This window comes from Novosphingobium sp. SG751A (assembly GCF_013149295.1).
GTDB lineage: Bacteria > Pseudomonadota > Alphaproteobacteria > Sphingomonadales > Sphingomonadaceae > Novosphingobium.
The window spans coordinates 50,178-71,107 of the sequence record NZ_JABGCB010000022.1; the positions used below are offsets into that span (position 1 = coordinate 50,178).

15 protein-coding genes are annotated in these 20,930 nt (G+C 62.2%); 7 read left to right on the top strand and 8 right to left on the bottom strand.

Annotation, left to right across the window (positions count from 1 at the left end):
* Nucleotides 1–23: 23 nt before the first annotated feature.
* Together FHW96_RS22275 and FHW96_RS22280 are read right to left on the bottom strand one after the other, a co-directional pair.
* Nucleotides 24–2,459, bottom strand: a complete 2,436-nt coding sequence (locus FHW96_RS22275; protein ID WP_172342768.1) for a TonB-dependent receptor — start codon at nucleotides 2,457–2,459, stop codon at nucleotides 24–26.
* A 121-nt stretch (nucleotides 2,460–2,580) separates the two neighbouring features.
* On the bottom strand, nucleotides 2,581–3,360 hold the full coding sequence (locus FHW96_RS22280) for an IclR family transcriptional regulator (protein WP_172342769.1): 780 nt from the start codon (nucleotides 3,358–3,360) through the stop codon (nucleotides 2,581–2,583).
* Nucleotides 3,361–3,458: 98 nt separating this feature from the next.
* Here FHW96_RS22280 and FHW96_RS22285 point away from each other — a divergent pair, with 98 nt between their 5' ends.
* Both FHW96_RS22285 and FHW96_RS22290 read left to right on the top strand, forming a co-directional pair.
* Nucleotides 3,459–3,848: a nuclear transport factor 2 family protein gene (locus FHW96_RS22285; protein WP_172342770.1), complete on the top strand. Its 390-nt coding sequence runs from the start codon at nucleotides 3,459–3,461 to the stop codon at nucleotides 3,846–3,848.
* Nucleotides 3,845–5,194, top strand: a complete 1,350-nt coding sequence (locus FHW96_RS22290; protein ID WP_172342771.1) for an MFS transporter — start codon at nucleotides 3,845–3,847, stop codon at nucleotides 5,192–5,194. The genes FHW96_RS22285 and FHW96_RS22290 overlap by 4 nt, the downstream gene beginning before the upstream one ends.
* Here the strand turns inward: FHW96_RS22290 and FHW96_RS22295 are convergent.
* Genes FHW96_RS22295 through FHW96_RS22305 form a run of 3 tightly spaced genes read right to left on the bottom strand, consistent with a single transcriptional unit; the run spans nucleotide 5,179 to nucleotide 7,805 of the window.
* Nucleotides 5,179–5,640, bottom strand: coding sequence for a DUF3237 domain-containing protein (locus tag FHW96_RS22295; RefSeq protein ID WP_172342772.1), 462 nt, complete (start codon nucleotides 5,638–5,640; stop codon nucleotides 5,179–5,181). The two genes, FHW96_RS22290 and FHW96_RS22295, sit on opposite strands and share 16 nt — an antisense overlap.
* A complete protein-coding gene (locus tag FHW96_RS22300; protein WP_172342773.1) occupies nucleotides 5,637–7,322 on the bottom strand; it encodes a CocE/NonD family hydrolase in 1,686 nt (561 codons plus the stop codon). Before FHW96_RS22300 ends, FHW96_RS22295 begins: the two co-directional genes overlap by 4 nt.
* The gene (locus FHW96_RS22305; RefSeq protein ID WP_172342774.1) at nucleotides 7,323–7,805 is read right to left on the bottom strand and encodes a DUF3237 family protein; all 483 of its coding nucleotides are present in this window, start codon (nucleotides 7,803–7,805) and stop codon (nucleotides 7,323–7,325) included.
* A gap of 82 nt (nucleotides 7,806–7,887) precedes the next feature.
* On the opposite strand from FHW96_RS22305, the gene FHW96_RS22310 reads away from it, so the two are divergent.
* Nucleotides 7,888–8,364 (top strand): MarR family winged helix-turn-helix transcriptional regulator, encoded by a 477-nt coding sequence (locus tag FHW96_RS22310; protein WP_172342775.1) that lies wholly within the window; start codon nucleotides 7,888–7,890, stop codon nucleotides 8,362–8,364.
* Between the two features lie 75 nt (nucleotides 8,365–8,439).
* On the opposite strand, the gene FHW96_RS22315 is transcribed toward FHW96_RS22310, so the two are convergent.
* Together FHW96_RS22315 and FHW96_RS22320 are read right to left on the bottom strand one after the other, a co-directional pair.
* Complete coding sequence (locus FHW96_RS22315; RefSeq protein WP_172342776.1) at nucleotides 8,440–11,172, bottom strand: autotransporter domain-containing protein; 2,733 nt, start codon at nucleotides 11,170–11,172, stop codon at nucleotides 8,440–8,442.
* Nucleotides 11,173–11,447: 275 nt separating this feature from the next.
* Nucleotides 11,448–13,076, bottom strand: a complete 1,629-nt coding sequence (locus FHW96_RS22320; RefSeq protein WP_172342777.1) for a hypothetical protein — start codon at nucleotides 13,074–13,076, stop codon at nucleotides 11,448–11,450.
* A gap of 200 nt (nucleotides 13,077–13,276) precedes the next feature.
* Between FHW96_RS22320 and FHW96_RS22325 the strand changes: the two genes are divergently transcribed.
* Complete coding sequence (locus FHW96_RS22325) at nucleotides 13,277–13,984, top strand: MerR family transcriptional regulator (RefSeq protein WP_253951152.1); 708 nt, start codon at nucleotides 13,277–13,279, stop codon at nucleotides 13,982–13,984.
* Nucleotides 13,985–14,003: 19 nt separating this feature from the next.
* Here FHW96_RS22325 and FHW96_RS22330 read toward each other — a convergent pair whose 3' ends face one another.
* Nucleotides 14,004–15,110 (bottom strand): NAD(P)-dependent alcohol dehydrogenase, encoded by a 1,107-nt coding sequence (locus tag FHW96_RS22330; protein WP_172342778.1) that lies wholly within the window; start codon nucleotides 15,108–15,110, stop codon nucleotides 14,004–14,006.
* 208 nt (nucleotides 15,111–15,318) lie between these two features.
* Between FHW96_RS22330 and FHW96_RS22335 the strand changes: the two genes are divergently transcribed.
* The 3 genes from FHW96_RS22335 to FHW96_RS22345 all read left to right on the top strand — a co-directional run bounded on the left by FHW96_RS22335 (nucleotide 15,319) and on the right by FHW96_RS22345 (nucleotide 20,639).
* Complete coding sequence (locus FHW96_RS22335) at nucleotides 15,319–16,620, top strand: cytochrome P450 (protein WP_172342779.1); 1,302 nt, start codon at nucleotides 15,319–15,321, stop codon at nucleotides 16,618–16,620.
* Between the two features lie 111 nt (nucleotides 16,621–16,731).
* Nucleotides 16,732–19,089: a TonB-dependent receptor gene (locus tag FHW96_RS22340; protein WP_172342780.1), complete on the top strand. Its 2,358-nt coding sequence runs from the start codon at nucleotides 16,732–16,734 to the stop codon at nucleotides 19,087–19,089.
* A gap of 59 nt (nucleotides 19,090–19,148) precedes the next feature.
* Nucleotides 19,149–20,639 carry an aldehyde dehydrogenase gene (locus FHW96_RS22345; RefSeq protein WP_216651012.1) on the top strand — a complete coding sequence of 497 codons (1,491 nt, stop codon included), beginning with the start codon at nucleotides 19,149–19,151 and terminating at the stop codon, nucleotides 20,637–20,639.
* The last annotated feature ends 291 nt before the right edge of the window (nucleotides 20,640–20,930 follow it).

The window sequence follows — 20,930 nt, forward strand, 5'->3', positions numbered from 1 at the left end:
GCGCCATCAGAGGCGCCCCGGTTTCAGAAGCGGCGCTTGACCGTCACTGCCCATGTGCGCGGTTCGGCAGGCGTGCCCTGGATCGAATTGGTCGATCCGCGATTGTCGAAAATATCAGTGTAATAAAGCTTATCGGTCAGGTTGCGCCCTTCGACCGCCAGTTCCCATTCCTTGCCCGCGGTCTGATAGGCGATGCGGGCATTGACCAGCGTATATCCCGGCACCTGTCCGAAAATGTCCTTGCCCCCGGTGGCGGCGTCGACATTGTTGGCATTGCGGTTGAAACTGTCGATATGGTTGACATCGACGCGCGGGGTGATGGTCCCCATGGTGCCAAGGCTCCAGTCATATTGCAGGGCAAAGCTCCACTGCCATGGCGAGATATACTGGCCCTTGTCCTCTGTGCCGATGCCGGAGGTGACGGCGGCAGCGCTGACGGAATCATATTTGAAATCGAGATAGGCGAGCGATGCCTCCACCGTTAGGCCGGGCACGGGTTGCAGCCGCATTTCGGCCTCCAGCCCCTTGATCGTGGCATTGCCGGCATTGATCGGCAGCGAACAGGGCGCGGCCGGAACGCCGGGCAACGGGCAACTGGCCACAGTCACCAGAATATCGGTGTATTTGTTGATGAAGCCGGAGAAATTCATCCGCAAGCGGCGGTCGAACAGATCCGTTTTCAGACCCACTTCATAGGCGTTGAGCTTTTCCGGGCTGTGCGGCAGGGCCTGCGCCGGAAAGAAGGGCCGCGGATTGATGCCGCCGCCGCGAAAGCCAGTGGAGAACTGGGCATAGCCCATCACATCATCGTTGAAACGATATTGCAGCGCCGCGCGATAGTCGAACCGGCTGCCGTTGAAACCCCCGACCAGCCCGTTGAGCGCCGCCAGCGAAGGAGGCACCGCACCGCCCGTGGATGATCCCGGCACGCCAAAGCGGCCGTAATAGAACGTCTTGGACTGATCCGTATAACGGATGCCGCCGATCACGGTCAGGTTCCTGATCGGGCTGATATCGGCATTGGCAAAGACCGCCTTGGTGGTGGCGGGGACTGAATCGTCCTCGATGAAATTGAGCGTGGTCAGTTCGATCCGCGCCTGATACCGGCTGCGCTTGTAGAAATAGAAGCCGCCCACCGTCAGGTTGGCCAGATCGCCGAATTTGGCCGAAAGGCGCAATTCCTCACTGAACTGCTTGTTATAGATGTTGTTGGCCTGAAGCGAGGGGTTGAGCGGCGAACCGTCGCCCGTGGAATAGGTGCCGTCGAACTGGCGATAGGCGGTGATCGAGGTCAGCTTCAGATTCGGCGTCAGCGTGGCGTTGAGCGTGCCCGAAATGCCCCATGTGTTGAGCGCGGCCTTGAGCGGGGCCTGCCAGGGGGCCGAACCGTCGCGCGGGGCGGTGTCGGTGTAATTCTCATAATTGATATAGGGGCTGTTGCTGAACGTGTCCTGCGCATAGGCGCCAAAGGGCGAATAGCTGACGAAGGGCGATCCGGTGGCATTGCCATAAACATTGCCGTTGAGCACATAGGCTGCCGCAGGCGGGCTGGCGATGCCGGTCAGGGTCGAGCCCGGATTGGCGTTGCGCCCAACATAGAGCAGGGTCGATGGCGTGGGCTCGCTGTTGTCGCGGGTGATGTCCACGGCAATGTCGGCGGTCAGGAAACTGGCGGGTGTCCAGCGGAAGGCCGCGCGGCCCGCGACATAGTCCTTGCCCCCTTCGGTGCCCAGTTTGCAACTCGATCCGGTGACGGAACTGGGCACCGTGCCGCCCGGATGGGTGCAGGCATAGTCATAGCGGGTGACATAGCCGTCCTTGTGAACCCCCACCCCGGTCAGGCGCATATAGAGTTTGTCGGGTGCGATAGTGAAATTGGACCCGCCTCGGATTTCGACGCGGTTGAACGCGCCATAGGTGGCCGAGATATAGGCATCAGGATTGCCGTCGGGCTTTTTGGAATAAAGCTTGATCGCCCCACCGATCGAATTCTGACCCGCCAGCGTGCCCTGCGGCCCGCGCAGGATCTCCACCCGGTCCAGATCAACCAGATTGAGCAGTGACCCGTGCATCGTGGGCAGATAGACATCGTCGATATAGAGGCCAACCCCCGGCTCGAGCGCGAAATTGGTGTCGCGTTGGCCCACGCCGCGGATATAGGCCACGACCGAGGGGCCGAAACTGGCCGCCGCAGGGCGCAGCGTCACGTTGGGCGCGCTCGATCCGATATCGGCGATATTGGTGGCCCCGCGCTGCTCCAGCATGGCCGAATTGACGGCGGTGATGGCAATCGGCACATCCTGCAGCTTCTGGCTGCGGAATTGCGCGGTAACGACGATTTCGGGCGCATTGTCCTTGGCCTTGGCCTGTTCTTCGGCATGGGCCGCGCCGCCGAAAAGCGCCATGGCCAGAGCAGCCGACGAAGCGTAAACGAGCACCTTCCCCTTGCGGTAGTTCATTGCCCTCTCCCATTTTTCCCGGTTTTTTTGCGCCGGGTTACGGGGAGCAACGATAATGTTGAGCAATCAACTTTCAAGCATCTTCCACTGGGCAGAACCACAATTCCGTATTTTGGAATTCTTAGTCCACTCCGCCCTGCCCCATCGATGCCTGCGCGCTGAGGCTTTCCCCCGCCTCGCGCACGGCCAGCACCAGATCATCCTCGGCATGGAGCAGATAGCGTTTGGACGGCATGGTCACACCGATGCATCCCAGCACCAGCCCTTCGGCACCGAAAACCGGGGCCGCAATGCCCGCGATCTCGATATCGGGGTCGTAAAAGCGCGAAACGCCCGCTTCGCGCACCTCGCGCAAATCCTTTTCCAGTTCACTGCGCGGATCGCGCGGGCGCCCGGTCAAAGGGCCAAAGCGCGTTTCGCGGATGATCGCCTCCATCTCTCCGCCGGAGAGAAAGGCCAGAATCGCTCTGCCCAGCGAGCCCCAGGGCAGGAGAATCTCGCCGCCCCTTTCCACCGCAAAGCGCAGCGGATGCGGCGTCATAACCACATCGGCAATGGTCGCGCGGCGGTCGGTGGGGTTATAAGTACACAGCACCGCCGTCTCGTGCCAGCGCTCGACCAACCCTTCGAGCAAGGGCCGCGCCGAACGGATGACATCGAACCGCGCCACCAATTGCGAGGCCAGCGCATAGAATTCGCGGCCCGGCCGATAGGTCTGATGCGTTCCGCGTTCAACCAGCCCGGCCCGCACCATCACCTGCAACAGACGGTGGACCGTGCTGGCGGGCAGCCGCGCGCGCGCAGCCAGATCGCCAAGACTGAAGCGGTCCGGCCCATGAGCCACCAGTTTGAGCAGATATGCCAGCCTGTCTGCTGCTCCCGATGGAACCTCGCGCATCATGCCTCCGAGAATTATGTTGATCTATCAACTTAGGCAGTCAAAGATGGTTCGACAAGAATACAATGGGAGAGCAGATCGCCATGCAGCCACATGCCATCATGGAGAACTATATAGCCGCCTTCAACCGGGGCGATGAGGCCGCCTATGGCCGATTCTATGCGCCCGATGTCGAATTGCGCAATGGAACCGGCATCATCCTGCGCGGCGTAGAGGCGATTGTTGCCTATTATCGCAAGGCGCGGGAGGATTTCCATCGGATGATGACGCTGCGCGCCGCTCTGGCCGGGGATTGCGTCATTGCCGCCGCCTTGGCCTCGGTTTTCACGGCAAGGCGCGACGGCGTGGAACTGTCGGGCCGGACTATGCTGGCGGGCGATACTTATTCCATTGAAAGCATGGCTCTCTATCAAATGCAAAATGGCCTGTTCCGCAGGATCGAGGCCGTAACCCTGTCGCGCAGACATGGCCCCGTTGGAGAGGCTGCATGAGCGCGGCCCAGCCCCCGCGCCGCCGGACTCTGCTGGTGCTGCTGCTGCTCACCTGCACGCTCAATTTCGCCGACCGGGCGGTGTTCTCCGCGCTGGCGCAGACAATCAAGGCCGATTTGCTGCTCACCGATCTGCAACTGGGCCTGTTGCAGGGGCTGGTCTTTGCCGCGCTTTATGCGCTGGCCGGATTGCCGATCGGTCTGCTGGCCGAGCGTTTTTCGCGCAAGCGGATCATTGCCGCCTGCACCATCATCTGGTCGCTGGCCACGGCGGCCACCGGCATGGCTGGCAGCTTTGCCGCGCTGGCCGTCAGCCGCCTTGGCGTGGGCATGGGCGAGGCAGGCTTTGTTCCCCCCACCGCCTCGCTGGTGGCCGATATCGCCCCGCGTGAAAAGCGCGCTTCCACCTTTGCGCTGGTGATGCTGGGCACGCCCATCGGCACGTTGCTTGGCGCGATGCTGGCCGGGCATATTGCCATGCTCTGGCATTGGCGCACGGCCTTTCTGCTCTTCGCGCTCCCCGGCTTTATGGTGGCGGGCCTGCTCCTGCTGCTGGCGCCGGAACCGGAACGCGGGCGCTATGATGCCGGTGCCAAAGGCGGCAAGGCGCCCCCGGTCGGCGAATTCCTGCGCGAGGTGGCGGGCAATCCCACCCTGCTCTGCGTGATCGCCGGGGGCAGTCTGGCTGGCTTCGGCATGACCTCGATTTCGCAGTTTCTGGCGGTGTTTCTGGCGCGCACCCACCATTTGGGCGTGCGCGAGGCGGCAGCCAATTTCGGCCTGATTTCGGGCCTTGCCATCACCTTCGGCCTGATCGTGGGCAGTTTCGGCACCGACTGGCTGGCGCGGCGCGATGCGCGCTGGCCCGCATGGGGCGCGGCGTTTGGTCTGACGCTGGCGCCGCCGATCTACTGGCTGGCCTTTCATGCCGCCTCGCTGGGCGCAGCCTTTGCGCTGCTGCTGGTGGCAGGCGCGTTCCTCCTGCTGTTTTACGGGCCGACCACGGGCATGATCCAGAACCTCCTGCCCACCCGTATGCGCGCCAGCGGGGTGGCGCTCTACACCCTGCTCTATACGCTGATCGGGTCGGGTCTGGGGCCGGTCTTTGTGGGCTTTGTCTCGGACCGGGCGGCACGGGCCGCCTATGCGGGCCAATATGGCGTGGATTGCCCCGCAGGCATGCCCGCCCATGGCGCGCTCGAGGCCATGGCGGCCGCCTGTCGGCAGGCCTCTGCGCAGGGGTTGCAAAGCGCGTTGTCGCTGGCGGTGCTGGTGTTCTTTGCGGCGGCGCTGTGTTTTCTGGCCGCCGCGCCGGGGTTGCGCCGGATCGCTCAGGCCAGGGCGTAATAGCGAAAGAGCGTGCGGTCCGGGTCGGACCGCCGCTCTCCCCCGCCCACGATCACGGTGCGGTTGAGCCAGTCATGCGGCCCGACGGGCACACGGAAATAGGGCGTCAGCTTGAAATAGGAAGGCTGGTCCTCGCCCGCGCGCGGGCGGACTAGATAGCCTAGGTTCTGGATATAGATCATCGTGCCGTCATCGGCGCGCAGCAGATAATGGGCGCGCAGTTCGATAGTGCCGTCCTCGCGCGCGGTGGCATAGTCAGCGCCCGAATGGGGCACCACGCTGCCCGTCAGGCGCGGTCCGGTGATCGTGCCGCCGATGGCGGGCGTATAACCCTGATGCCCGCCGCCGGGCAAAGGGCCAAACAGCGTGCGATCCGCGCCGAACAGCACCTCGATGTCGAACACATGCTCAAGGCGGCAATCGGCAAGGGTGGGCTGCAATGTCATGGATGCTCCGATGCGGGAATGAAGGGCAGGATCAGCCGCGAGGCCATGGCACCGCCGCCGTAAAAGACATGATGGCCCGCGTTGCGCGTGTCCTGATGTTGAGGGAAAGGCAGCATGAGGCCCGGTTCAGGCCGATAGATGTCGTGCCCCGCAATCACCAGTCGCAGGCTCTCACCCGCTTCAAAGCGGACTGAGAAGGGCCACAGTTCGATCTCGACCGGAACGATTTCGCCCGGTTGCAGCCTTTCCTCGCGATCGTGGCGGTGCACGGGGCGCTCGAACGTGGAAAGCGCTTCGTCCAACTCGCGATGGCTGACCCTTTGCCAGCCCAGCGCGACCGGCCCGTTTTCATAAAAGGCGTAGAAGGTGAAGCCCACCTCCTGCCCCGCGGCATCCAGCTTTTGCAGGGCGATGAACAGATCGGCATCATCACTTCCCTCGGCTTCCACCCAGAGGCGCAGGGCGGCATGGCCGGTGATTTCGGTGGGCCGGTCAAAACGGATCGTGAAACGGGCCTCGCCATGGACGGCGTCCTGCCGCAGGCTTGATGGCGGGGGCACGGCATCGCACAGGACGCCCCGCGCCGAATCGAGAAACAGTTCGCGATAGGCCGTACGCGCGGGCGGCCATTCCTGCTCGGCCCGCTCCTGCTGCGCGCCATGCCTGTCGCGTATCTCGATCCGCACCGGGGGCCATGCGGCCAGAGCGGTGGGGCGATCAAACAGGAAATGTTCGAAAAAGGCAGCCTGCCGGGCACGGCTTTCGGGGCAATAGTAATGCGCCCATTTCTTCCGGCCATGGATGTCCAGCCACTTTTGCGGGCTGCTCATCCGGCCCCATGCCTCGATCGTTCCGCGCAGATGCAGCCCCTGATCCGACCAACTGGCCACGACATAGGCGGGCTGGGTGATCGCGGCCAGATCATAGGATTTGGACAGCCAGTAATCGTCGATCAGCGGATGGGCGCGGACATTTTCCAGCGTATCCTCGGTCCGCCCCAGCGAGAAGCGGATATTGTCCGAGGCGCGCGGCAGAAAGCCGGTTTCGGGAATGCCGCCATGATAGGCAAATTCGCGATACCAGTCGGAAAAGCCTTCCCATGGATTGATCGCGGCCAGCGCGGGCGGATGCAGGGGCGCGACCAGATACTGGATCGCGGCCAGATAGGACACGCCCGTCATTCCCACCCGCCCATTGCACCAAGGCAAACCGGCCAGCCATTCTATCACATCGGCACAATCCAGCGCCTCCTGCGCGCCATTGTGATGAAAATCACCGCCCGACAGCCATGCCCCGCGCGGATCGACCACCGCCACGCCGACACCATGTCCGGCCCAGAACAAGGGATCGGGCGCCTCGAAAGCGGTAAGATCGGAAAGCCAATCCGGGTCCACCCCGGAGCGCGGCCAGAACACTCGATTGGTCAGCGCATGCTTGCCGTAAGGCCCCCATGCCAACAGGATCGGCACGCCTTGCTGCGCGCCCTCGGGTCGGTAAAGGTCGGCAAAGATCTCCACCCCATCGCGCAGGCGGATGCGATGGTTACGCTCGATGGTCAGCCCGCGCTCGTTCCATCGGGCAAAACTGGTGGGCGGCAGGGGGGGCTTGTGCGTCGCGCTGTGCGGATCGACGCCGGGGCGCATCAAAACCGGATAGGACGGCGCCACCCAACCGCCCGCCATTCACATCACCACGAAATAATGAATGCGATTGGCATTGGGCACTTTTTCCGCAACGCCCACAAACACATGCTGGCTGAGCCATTCGTGCGGTCCGGCGGGGGCATCGAAACGCGGGGTCACGCGCATATAGTAATCGTCAAAGCCGACCGGTTCGTTTCGGCGCATCTTTTCCGCGATTTGCGGGCTGCGGGCCCAACGAAAGCCCCGGTTTTCCAGATAGATGATCGCTCCATCCTCGGCCTCCAGCAAATAGCGCGCATCAAAATCGATCACGCCATTGGGGCGCGAGAGCGGATAATCCCCGCCCGACATGGGCACTACACGGCCCTGCAGACGAGGCCCCTCGATCACGCCCTGTGCGGCAAAGATCGCCGCCCGCGTATCCCCCCGCGCCGGAGGGGTGATCCAATAGGGCCGCGACAGGTCGATCGAGATGGTGAAGGCATGTTCGAGCCGGGGCAGAAAAGGGTGGGATTGGGTCATGCCCGTGTCATGCGCCCCACATGTTGATTAGTCAACATGATTCCCGTTGCATTTGTCCGCCCGCTTTGGCAGCGATAGGACGATGACTTTGCCACGGACCTGGGATCTGTTTGGCGGCACCCATTTGCCGCATCGCCTGCTGCTGCTTGCCCGCATGATGGATCGCGCCACGATGCAGCAATTGCAGGAAAATTTCGCGCTCACTCTGGCCGAATGGCGGGTATTGGCCTTCATCTGCTCGGTGGGCCCGGCCAGCGCGGCCGACATAGGCGGGGCCTTCGACTCAGACCGGGCCGAGGTCAGCCGTGCCGTTAAACGCCTGATCGAGGCCGGGTTGATCGAGCGCAACAGCAACGAGCACAATCGCAAACGCCAGATCATTTCCGTCCTGCCTGAGGGGCAGGCGCTGTTTGAACACGCGCGCAAGATGCGGGGCGACTATTTCGCCGCCATCCTGCAGGACATCACGGAGGCAGAGCGCGACCTCCTTAACGAGGCGCTGAGCAAGATCGCCCTGCGCGTGACTGAACAGCGCAATTCAAAGCCCAATTCTTGCTGAACCGGAACCGGCCCATTAAACGCAACTAACGGCAAGTTGATCGCCGGATGGCGCAAACCACCCGGCGATCCTCCGTCACAGCTTCAGCGAGAGCGTCACGCGGCCCGCATGGTCCACGCCTTGTTCGCCCAACACACCGTGATAGCCCACATCAAGCACAACGCCCTTCGCGCCCGCCCAGTTCAGCCCCAGATCAAAGGCCGCCGCATTGCGCGACAGATCCGCGCCGCTCACAGCAAAACTCTGTCCGCCCGCGACGAAGCCCAGCGTCGTTCGTCCCTGCGATGCCCCATAGCGATGCTGCCATGCCACACGCCCCTGCGCCGAAATGCCTCCGGCAACCGGCGTGGCAAGACGTGCGCCCAGTTCGGTCATTTCCGACCAACGGGTACGGGCCTCGCCCTGCAACGCCGCCGCGCCGCCCTGCTCGGCAAAGCCGTCAGTGGACAGGCGATAGACCCGGCCCGCGACGAAAGGCGTTACCACCCCGCCGCCCAGCGCCACCGGCACGCCGATCTCGCCAAAGCCATGCAGCACATTGCCCTTGTAACTGGCCTGATCGCTGTCGCTAAAGCCAGTGAAGGACACCTGTCGCGACACATGGTTCGACGCCCAGACATAGCCCAAGCCGCCTTGCAGCGACAGGCCGCGCAGCGCAGCGCGCGCATAGGCCAGCACCTCGGGCGTGTTGACGCTGGCTGTACCGGTGGCCGCGTTCAGCCGCGTATGGCGATAGCCCGCAGCCAGACCAAGCGTGACCGCCCCCAGCCCGTTTTCCAGCCCCATCACACCGCCAATGCTCTGCCGCGACACGGGGGTTGCGCCGCCAAGGCCCGTGCTGTTGCCCGTGCTGCCCTGCAACTGACCCCAGAGACGCCAGCCAGACTGATGCGTGCCGGTGCGGGCCAGCGCGGTTTCGGTCAGCATATCGGCCGCATGCAGGATCGCAGCGCGCACCGCGCCATGCAGGTCCCCCGTCAACTGCGGATAGGCGGCGCGCAAGGTGGCATCGTCCGGCGTCAGAGCCAGCGCGGCGTAGAGCGCATTGCTGCTCGACAGGCCGATCAGCCCGTTGGCCATACCCTGCTGATTAGCCCCCTGCGCCAGCGCCAGCATCGCCGCGTTCGACCGACCGAAGGTTACCGCCACATTGTTGGCGTCATAGGTCAAGCGATAGGCAATGTCGCTCTGCACCACCGTGTACTGCCCGCTTACCCCGCCAGCGGCGCTGAGCAGCGTGTAGCTCTGACCGTAAACGGCGTTCTGCGTGGTGATCACCAGCTTTGAACCCGAAGCCAGCGAGGCGGCGCCGGAAACGGTGATTTTGCTGGCATTGCCGCCATTCACCAACGCAGCATAGGTCGACCCTGAGGCCTGGGTGAAATTGCCCGCCACGTTCAGCGTGCCAACACCGCTGCCAGAGGCTGCGCTGGGCGAAACAGTGCCCCCCGACTGCACGATCAGCCCCGCCACGCTGCCATTGCCCGCCAACGTGCCGCCGCTCGCCACGGTAACCGCCGAGGGCATCGCCCCCGCCATCACCAGTCGCCCGGCGGAGATCAGCGTTGCCCCGGTAAAGCCGCTCTGATTGCCCAGCGTCAGCGAACCAAGGCCGGTTTTCACCAACTGGCCCGATCCGGTCAGCGTCCCTGAATACGTCTCATTAGCGCTCTGATTGAAAGTCAGCGTGCCGGAATTGCTGATCGCATTGCCCCACTGACCGGCCGAACCAATGCCCGTGGCGCCCGAAGCGATGGCGATGCCATTGACAGGGCTGAGCGGCGCGCTCAGCGTCCATATGCCCGAATTGATGGCCACGGTGGAGAAATTGGCGGTGGCGCCCAGTTGGCCCGTCCCGTTGCCCGTCAGGGTCAGCGTGTTGGTGCCGCCGCCGCCGTCGATCGCGCCCTTGACCGAAGAACCGGTGAGCAGGGTGACAGTGTCATTGGCGCTGCCCAGTTGAATGGCCGTGGCCGCACCCCCGGCATCGACCGTTCCCGCCACCGTCAGGTCCATGGCCCCGGTGCTGCCGATAATGGCCGTGCTGCCGGAGGATTGCACCGTACCGCCCGCAAGGACATTGACCGATGCAGTGCCGCCCGCCGTGCCGCGATAGTCGATGGCGTTGGATGCCGACGCGCTGACGAGGCCCGCGATATTCAGGCTCGACCCGCTGGTCAGGATGACGGCAGGCGTGGCCGTTCCGATGGAAACCACACGCCCGGTGGCATTGACGTTGATTGTGGCGGTGCCCCGCACGGTGTTCGCAAAGAGATCCCGCGAGATCAGGCTGATCGCCGCATTGCTCGTGATCGAGTTGGCCGAGCTGGTCGAGCTGTACGCGGTGCCGTCGATATTGACGGTGGCGCCGGTGCCGGTGATCTGAATCGCCGCTTGGCCGCCGTTGACCTGTGCGCCCGAAACATTGACAAGCCCCAGACTGGTCAGATTGAGCGTGGCACCCTGGCCCAGACTGATGCCCGTGCCACCGTTGTACACCATGATTGCGCCGTCCATGTTGACGGTGGTGTTGGCGCCGGCCACCACGCCGGTGATGCCAGTAGCCGAAACGATGGTGCTCCCGAACCGCGCGTTCAGCACACCATTGGTGCCATACAGGGCAATGGCTTGAGAAGAGACCGGCGCGCCGCCATAGGGGTCAACATTCAGCCCCGCTCCGGCCCCCAGCGTGATATCGGTGCCGCCAATCGCGTTCGTGTAAGGATTGGGCGAAGTGGCATCACAGAATACAGTGGTGCCGGTGGTGGTGCAATTGGCCCAAGCTATCTGGGCCGAACAAAGCGCCATAACGCCGATCGTGGACGCACACAGAAATTTCGCCAGGGGCGACGAAGCATAACCCAATGACATCAAACCCCCTATTCGAATGCTGATCGTAATGACATTACCGAGCGACTATGGCCGCCAACCTCAATCGCAGTCAATTCTAAACAACCACGAATATTAGATATTTATATATTTTTTACATCGGAAATCAATATATCCATTCCTTAATATTTACGCCGCATAGATACCTTTGATCTGGTCTTTACCATATCAGATTATTGCCCCTGTCGAACGGATCAGTGCGGCTGAGCCTGCTCCGCCGCCGCGCGCCCAAGCAAAAGCGCGCCCAGCGCCTGCTCGTGCGAGGCATAGCCGCCATAGAGGACAGGGAGCATAATGGTTTTGGCCAGATCGCTCCTGCCCTCGCGCACCAGTTCCTCGGCCAGATAGAGGCGCGGCGCGGGAGCGGCGGGGTTGATCTGTGTCACTTTGACCATGCCGATCAGCGCCTGCTGGGGCGGCGTTTCCCCCGCCTTGGCAAAGCTGCGGAAATAGGCGATCTGGGGGATTGCCGCCCCATGGTCCGCAGGCGCGGCGCTCAACAGGATCTGCCGCGCGAAGGCCAGATCGGCCGAGCGCTTGTCCGCCGGTTCGTTAATAGCCTTGTCGGCCAAGGCCATCCCTTTCCAAGCCAGAGCCAGCGTATTGTCGGGTGATCGGGCCAACACAGCCTCGGCCTGTTGAAGGCACAGGTCGTCATGACCATCGCGGCATTCCGCCTCGGCCATCAGCATATGGGCTTCAGCGACATCCCCGGCCTGGGCCAGACTGGCGCGCAGGCCGTGGAGCCAGTCCTCCCGGCGCACGGCATTATCATCCTCGATCCGCGCATCCATTTGCAGGCGCGGCCCGATCAGCGCTACCTGTGCGGGAGAAAGGTTGGTGACGATGGGGTCCTGCCCCGGATCCTTCCCCTTGTCAGACCGGGCATAGAGGATCGAGGATTCCAGATAGACGTTGAATTCATGCTGAAGCTGGCGCAGATCGCCCAGCTCATCGGCGGCCTGCGCCATGGGCGTGCCACGGGCAATGGCCGACATATATTTGGAAAAGCTGCGCTGGCGCGCTGGTTTCAGGCCCGAATAAAGGAAGAAATGCGCCATCAGCCATGCGTGATAGGGCGTCCACACCATCCGCCGATAGCCCGGTTCCAGATAGCGGCCCGTGACAACATCGCCAATCCTGACCGATCCATAGGCGCGCAGCACCTGCTTGTAGTATAGCGGCGGCGCGGCATAATCGACCACGCCATCGCTGCGCATCACCACGGTTGAAAACAGCGCCCCCACGCCATCGAGATACCAGCGCGGATAGGCCGACGGGATATGCGTCAGGATGAAATGCTGGGCGACGCCGGAATAGAGCGCCGCCGTCCAGGGCCGCAGAACCGGTTCACGATTGATGCGGTTGGCATCAAGGCAATCCTGATCGTTCTCCATCGCATTGTCGCAATCGCGTTCACGCGCTTCGGGTGTGTTGAGATCAACGATCTGATCGGCCCGCGCCACGGCCAGAACCGCGCCATCCGTGCGCGGATCATAATAGCGCTGATCGCTCAGGCCTGCGCCATAAGGCCCTTCGGCCGAGCGCGCATTGACCAGCCCCAGATCCTTGAAAAAGCTCCGCTTGCCAAACAGGGTCACGGTCAGCTTGCCGACTTCGTCATGGGCCTGATCGATGTGATACAGCCGGGCCAGCAAATGTTGCAGCTTTTCCAGATTGGTGGCGGTTCGCCGCAAGTCAGTCTCGCTGCCATCGCTCAGCACGACGAAATGGTCGGTTTCAGCCCGGTTCCATTTGCCCGGCGGGGTTACTGCGCCATTGACCAGAATATCGCTCGCCGGATGGTTCGCTACCTGCGCCATGGCAGGCACACAGAGCGACAGAGAGGCAAGCATGGCAAGGATCGAATGGCGCCGCAAAATATCGTTTCCCCAGTGGTTTGAAGGGCCATTCCAGCATCAGAAAGCAAATCAGTCTAGGCCCGCAATGTGACCTCCTTGTTATAAGTCACCGCCACGAATGTTAGTTTGCGCATTGCGCGCCACAGTGGTTAAACGCCCCTATGAAAATGCGTGATCTGGAAACAAGGACCGGCGTTCACCGCGAGACGATACGCGTCTATCTGCGCCACGGCCTGATTCCCGAACCCGACCGCCCGCACCGCAATGTCGCCGATTACAGCGAGAAACATGTCAGCGCGATCATCACGATCCGGCAGTTGCAGCAGGAAAGCAGGCTGACCCTGGCCCAGATCGGCGCGCTTATGGATGGCAATGGCGCGCAAGGTACGGTCGGCGCCAGCGCGCTGGACAAGCTGGAGCAATTGGTCGCCCATCGTTCGGGCGCAGACGGGCCGCCGGTCGCCATCGCTTCGCTGCTCGACCATTATCCTCATGCCGATGAGGACGCGCGCACGCTGGCGCGGATCGGTATTCTGACCATCATCGAGACCAAGCAAGGCGACATGCTCTCGCTTTCCAGCGCACAGATCGTGCGGATCTGGGGCGAGATGCGCAAGGCGGGGTTTGGTGGAAATCTGGACTATACGCCTGATATTCTCGGCTTCTATATCGAAGCCGCCGATTTTGTCGGCCGCTGGGAGGCGACCACTTTCCTGCAACGCATCGCCGGCCGCATCGGTGTAGACGAAGCGGCCGGCATGGTCGAAAAGGCATTGCCGCTGATGCTCGACTTTTTCGGACTGCTGCGCCAGCAGGCGTTCTTTCGCCACTTCGAAGCGATCCGCAGCTCCCCTCCCGCAAAGGAGTGAAGCAGCCGATCGCCGCGCTTTATTCCGCCGTTGTCAGCACCACTTTCACGCATTGCCCGGCATGTTGATCGGCAATGGCCTGATTGATCTGCCCCAGCGGATAGGTGGTGACCAGTCGATCAAAGGGAAAGCGCCCTTCGCGATGAAGATCAATCAGGTAGGGCAGAAAAGTCTGAGGATCGGCATCCCCCTCGGTGGCCCCGCAAACCGAGATCCCGCGCGAGAGCATATCGACAATGTTGAGCGAGATCGCATCATCGAGCCTGCGCGGCACACCCACCAGCGCCAGCCTGCCCCGCATGGCCAGACAGGCCACCCCGGCCTGAATCGCGGCCACCACGCCCGAACTGTCAAACACGCAGGTGACGCCCTGCGGGATGATCCGGCGCAATTGCTCGGCCATATCGCCCGCGCCGACGTCGATAGTATCGCTTGCGCCCAGTTCCAGCCCCATGGCACGACGCGATGCAACCGGATCGGCCAGCACGATGCGCTCCACCCCGCGCACGCGCGCGGCCATAATCGCGCTTAGCCCCACCGGTCCGCCGCCGATCACCAGCAAGGTCTCGCCCGGTTGCATATCCAGCGCGTGAAACACCGTCCCCGCCCCGGTCATGATGCCGCAGCCCAGCGGCCCCAGAATTTCGAGCGAAACATCCTTGTCCACCTTCACGACATTATGCGCGGCGACCACCGCATGGCTGGCAAAGGATGATTGCCCGAAGAAATGGCTGCTGACCTTGCCCGCCTCGTCATGCAGACAGCCCGTGCCATCGGGGCGGCAACCGCCAAAGTTGAGCGGCCCAAAATGCTCACAATAGGCCGGATGACCCGCCATGCATTGCGCACATTGGCGGCAGGCGGCAAAGCCCAGAATGACATGATCGCCCGGAGCCAGATGCGTCACCTGCGCGCCCACGGCCTCCACCACGCCCGCGCCTTCATGGCCCAGCACGGCCGGCAAAGGGGCCGGCAAGACCTGATCGCGCACGACCAGATCGGTGTGGCACAAGCCTGCGCCGACAATGCGCACCAGCACCTCGTCGGGCGCAATCTCATCCATGGTCAGTGTCTCGATCGTGAACGGGCCACCGGCCGTCCGCACCACCGCAGCGGTTATCTTCATCGGCATCCTCCTATTCATTTTCATGTGGGTCATTCAATTCCCGGTGCGATTCACGCCTCCGGATGGACCTTAGTTGCCGGAAAGTCGGGCTTTTGGGGCCATTCCCATCGCTTTGGTCCGACCTTTTAATAGAATTGACGAGCTGACCTGTCCAGTATTACGTATATGACATACGCAAAATTCAAAACAATGCGTCGAGAGGACCGCCATGACCACCACGCTTGAAACCGCCGTGCGCCCGGTAATTCCCCAGGACATTGCGCGGATCGTGATTTCGCCCAAATCCTATACCAATGACGATGTGATCTATCCCGCGCTCGCGTGGCTGCGCGAGAATATGCCGCTGGGCGTGGCCGAGGTCGAAGGCTATGATCCGATCTGGATCGTCACCAAACATGCCGATATTCGCTCGGTTGAAGTCAACGCCAAGCTCTTTCACAATGCCGATCACAACCCGATCCTTAATGACCGGGCCTCGGATGAATTCATGCGGCAGATCAATGGCGGTTCGTTGCGCCTGATCTCCTCGCTGACCTATATGGACCCGCCCGAGCATGCCGCCTATCGCTCGCTGACCGCCAGTTGGTTCATGCCCAATCGGGTCAGCAAGCTGGAGGACCAGATCCGCGTGCTGGCCCGCCAGAGCGTCGAGAAATTGCTCAGCTTGGAGGGCGAATGCGATTTCGTCCGCGATTTCGCGCTTTTCTATCCGCTGCGGGTCATCATGAGCCTCTTTGGCGTACCGCCCGAGGATGAACCGCGGATGCTCAAGCTGACGCAGGAATTCTTCGGCGTTCACGATCCTGAGGAACAGCGCCCCGAAATGGTTGCCGACCCGGTGGCCGCCGCCAAGATGTGGGCCGCCACGCTGGAGGAGTTTTACGAATATTTCGACGCTCTGAGCGCCCAGCGCCGCGCCCATCCCACCGATGACCTGCTCTCACTGATCGCCAATTCGCAGGTCAATGGCGCCCCGATCCCACGCAACGAGGCCAATGGCTATTATGTTGCCATCGCCACGGCAGGGCATGACACGACCTCATCCTCCACGGCGGGCGGGTTGCATGGTCTGCTGCTCTATCCCGAGAATATTGCAAAGCTGCAGGCCGATCCCTCGCTCATCAAAGGTCTGGTCGATGAAGCGATCCGCTGGACCAGTCCGGTCAAGCATTTCATGCGCAACGCCACACAGGATACGCAATTGCGGGGCCAGACCATCCGCGCGATGGACCGGCTGATGATGTGCTATCCTTCGGGCAATCGCGACGAAGAGGTCTTTGCCGAGGCCGCCCGCTTCGACATCACCCGTTCGCCCAATCCGCATATCGCCTTTGGTTTTGGCCCGCATATGTGTCTGGGGCAACATCTGGCCAAGCTGGAAATGCGCGTCCTGTTCGAGGAACTGCTGCCCCATCTTTCCAGCATCGAACTGGCCGGCGAACCGCGCTTCGTCGAGACCAATTTCGTGGGCGGCTACAAGTCGCTGCCGATCCGCATCAACCGGCACTGATATGCAAAGGCGAGGCAGCGCCCCTCGCCGCTGAATTTGCCGGGTGAGGCGGGCCGCCCCGCCCGGCCGAAAAAAGGACCGCATCAAAGGCGGCCACCAAGGGAGAAAGTCATGAAAATCGCTGCCTATCGGCAGGCGGCCAGCGTGTTTGCGCTTGCCGTCGTCGCCCCCGCCTATGCCCAGAACGCGCCGCATAATGGCGATGTCGGTGTTCAGGAAATCATCGTCACCGCGCAAAAACGCGAGGAGTCGCTCAACACCGTGCCGCTGTCGGTTTCGGCCGCCTCAGGCACGAAGCTGGCTGAACAGGGCGTCACCAATGTCAGCGATCTTGTGAAGGTCGTGCCCGGCTTCAATTTTACCGAAAGCGCCTTTGCCACGCCGGTCTATACGCTGCGCGGCATCGGCTTTTATGACACCAGTCTGGCCGCCAAACCCACGGTCAGCATTTATCAGGATCAAGTCGCGGCACCCTTTTCCATCATGACGCGGGGCGCCACGCTGGATCTTGAACGGGTCGAGGTGCTCAAAGGCCCGCAGGGCACGCTGTTCGGATCGAACGCCACGGGCGGTGCGATCAACTATATTGCCGCCAAACCGACTTCGACCTTTAAGGCCGGGCTGGACGCCGGCGTCAACAATTTCGGCGAAGTGAGCGGCGGCGGCTTCCTGAGCGGCCCGATCACCGACACGCTCAAGGCCCGCGTGGCGGTGCGGACGGAACAGGGCGGCGCATGGCAGCGCAGCTATACGCGCAATGACAAATTGGGCGACCGCAATTTCACCTCCGGACGCATCCTGCTCGACTTCACGCCCAGCGAGCGGCTGCATATCCAGTTCAACGCCAATGGCTTTATCGACAAGAGCGACGGGCAGGCCGCCCAGTTGATCGGCGTTGTGGCATTAAGCAATCCGGCGCGGCTGGGGCCGCTGGCCACCTATCCCACCGCGCCGCGCAACAATCGCTCGGCCGACTGGACACCCGAACAACGACCGCGCCACGATGACTGGTTCTATCAACTCTCGCTGCGCGGCGATTATAAGCTGAACGACAATCTGACGCTGACCTCGATCACCAGTTGGTCGGACTATCACAATGATTCCGACATCGACCCCGACGGCACCTCGCTGCGCGACTATTACTATAACACCACCGGCAAGATCACCGCGATCTCGCAAGAACTGCGCCTTGCGGGCAAGGTGGACGCGCTTTCCTATATTCTTGGCGGCAACTTCTCCAGTGAGAAGACCTATCAGCAGGACGATGCCGGGCCTTACGATCAATCCACCCCGGCTTATAATTTCGTCGATGCCGGGCTTGGCATCCCCTTCTCCGTTTACAGCCAGTATGCGCGGCAGAAATACGTCAACAAGGCGGTCTTCGCCAATATTGACTATGACCTGGGCGATAAATTCTCCTTCCACGGCGGCGTTCGCTATACCGACACCAAAATTGATTTTGCCGGATGCACAGCCGATCGCGGTTATGCGCTGGGTCTGGGCATCCAAAATCTGGTGAATGCCATCCGGGGCGGCGCGGGCCTTTCGCCCATCGCCATCGCGCCCAACAGCTGCGTCACGATCTTCGCCTCCAGCCTGACCGTGGGCGAAGTTCGCAACACGCTGAACGAGAACAATGTCTCGTGGCGCGCTGGGGTGGATTTCAAACCAGGCAAGGGCAAGCTGTTCTATGCCTCGGTCAGCCGCGGCTATAAATCGGGCAGTTTCCCGATGCTTTCGGCCAGCGATTCCCACCAGTTCAACCCGGTGACGCAGGAATCAATCACCGCCTATGAACTGGGCACAAAGCTGACCCTGTTCAACCGTCTGGCACAGGTCAATGCGGCGGTCTTTTACTATGATTATGCCGATAAACAGCTCAAAGGCCGCGTGATTGCCAACCCCAACGTCTTTGGCCCGCTCGAAGCTCTGGTCAACGTGCCCCGCTCGCAGGTGAAGGGCGCGGAAATTCAGGTCGATCTGGCGCCCATGCGCGGCCTCAAATTCAGTCTGGGGGCCACCTATCTGGAAACGAAGATCAAGGACCATTTCGTCAATTACGACTCCTACGGCAATCAGGTCGATTTCGACGGCTCCCCCTTCCCCTATACGCCCAAGGTTCAGATCGTTGCCGATGGGCAATATGACTGGTCGCTCGATGCCCGGACCGGCGCCTTCCTTGGCGGCAATGTCACCTACCAAAGTTCGACGCAGGCCGTGCTGGGCGATCCGTTGCGCACCCCTTCGGCTCAGCTCAGCGCCAATGGCGGGCTCTCCATCGGGGCCTATACGCTGGTCGATCTGCGCGCAGGGCTGACCTTTGCCGACAAACGCTATCGCCTGACCGCCTTCGTGCGCAATCTGGGCAACACCTATTACTGGACCAACGCCACCCGCATTACCGACACGACCGTGCGCTTTGCCGGTCGGCCGCAAACCTTCGGGCTGAGCGTTTCGGCCCGTTACTGAACGGTTCTCCCCTGGGCCGCGCCTCCCTCGGCGCGGCCATTTTTTATTGGAGCCATGTCATGGAAAGCAGCACTCTTCCCCCGCCTGAAATCTCCGTTCGCCTGCCCGAAACCACCATGCTGATCGGTGCTGAGCGCGTCTTGGCCCAAAGCGGAAGCTCCATTCCCGTCGAGGACCCGGCCACCGGCCAGATTTTCGCCCATGTGCCCGCCGGCGGGGCGGCAGAGGTGGATCAGGCGGTTCGGGCCGCAAGGCGCGCGTTTGAAGGCGCGGCATGGTCGCGGATGCGCCCGCTGGACCGGGCAAGGATCATCGAAACCATCGCCCGCAAGATCGAGGAAAATGCACAGGAACTGGCGCTGCTCGAAAGCTATGACAATGGCAAGGCGGTGCATCATGCCTTGGCCGTAGATGTTCCCGCGGCGGTGGATATTTTCCGCTATATGGCCGGATGGGCGTCCAAGATCAGCGGGCAGGTCAATTCTTTCTCGGGCGACGGGCGGCAATATCACTCCTATTCCCTGCGCGAACCGATCGGCGTGGTGGGCCAGATCGTGCCGTGGAATTACCCCCTGGCCATGGCGGCATGGAAAGTGGCTACGGCCCTGGCCGCAGGTTGCACCATCGTGCTCAAGCCTTCGGAAGTGACCCCGCTGACGGCGCTGCGTCTGGCCGAACTGGCGCTGGAAGCCGGGCTGCCCGAAGGCGTGCTCAACGTCGTGACCGGCTATGGGCATGAGGCCGGACAGGCGCTGGTCGAACATCCCTGCGTGGACAAGATCGCCTTTACCGGATCGACCCGCGTGGGCAAACAGATCGTGCAGACCGCAGCGCGCGACCTCAAACGTGTGACGCTGGAACTGGGCGGCAAATCGCCCTCGCTGATCTTTGCCGATGCCGATCTCGACAAGGCCGCCATCGGGGCCGCGCTGGCTATCTTCTTCAACTCCGGGCAAGTATGTCTGGCCGCCTCGCGCCTCTATGTCGAACGCTCTGTGTTTGATCGCGTGGTGGAAAGTGTGGCCAATGCGGCGCGCAGCTTCAAGCTGGGACATGGGCGAGCGCCCGACACGATGCTCGGCCCGCTTGTCTCGCGACAGCAGCAGCAGCGCGTGCTGGACTATATCGAACAGGGCCGCCAAAGCGGGGCCGAAGTGATAACAGGCGGCGGCACCGGGCCGGATCGCGGTTATTTCGTCGAACCCACCATTTTCGCCAATCCCGATCCGCAAGCCTCGATCGTGCGCGAGGAGATCTTCGGCCCTGTTCTGGTCGCAACGCCTTTCGACGATCCCGAGGAAGTCGTGCGGGCCGCCAATGACACGCGCTATGGTCTGGCCGCCAATATCTGGACCAGCGATTTGTCGCGCGCACATCTGACGGCGCAAAAGCTTCAGGCAGGCACGGTCTGGATCAACACCCATGGCGTGAATGACCCTTCGGCCCCCTTTGGCGGGGTCAAGGAATCGGGCTGGGGTCGTGAGGTGGGTGAGGAAGGTGTGCTGGCCTATACCGAGACCAAGACCGTGACGGCATTGCTGGGGGATTGAGGGGAAGGTCCCCGTTTTTTGCCTCCGGCGGGCAAAGGGCGGGGGCCCTTTGCAATCCCGTTTTAGGGTGGTGGGAGGTTGGCCGGGTGGTGTGTTTTTAGGGTTTATGTCCTGCGGCGCCGGGTTGCGCTGGTTCGCGCCGCAGGCTTTTAAATTGCTGAGCTTGCCTACCGGAAGCCTTGGCTTGGACGGGGCGCCACGCAGACAGTCCCGGGAGCGCGAGGGTCTAGACCCTCGCATATTCTCCTTCTTCTCACATATTGGGATAATTGGGCCCACCGCCGCCTTCGG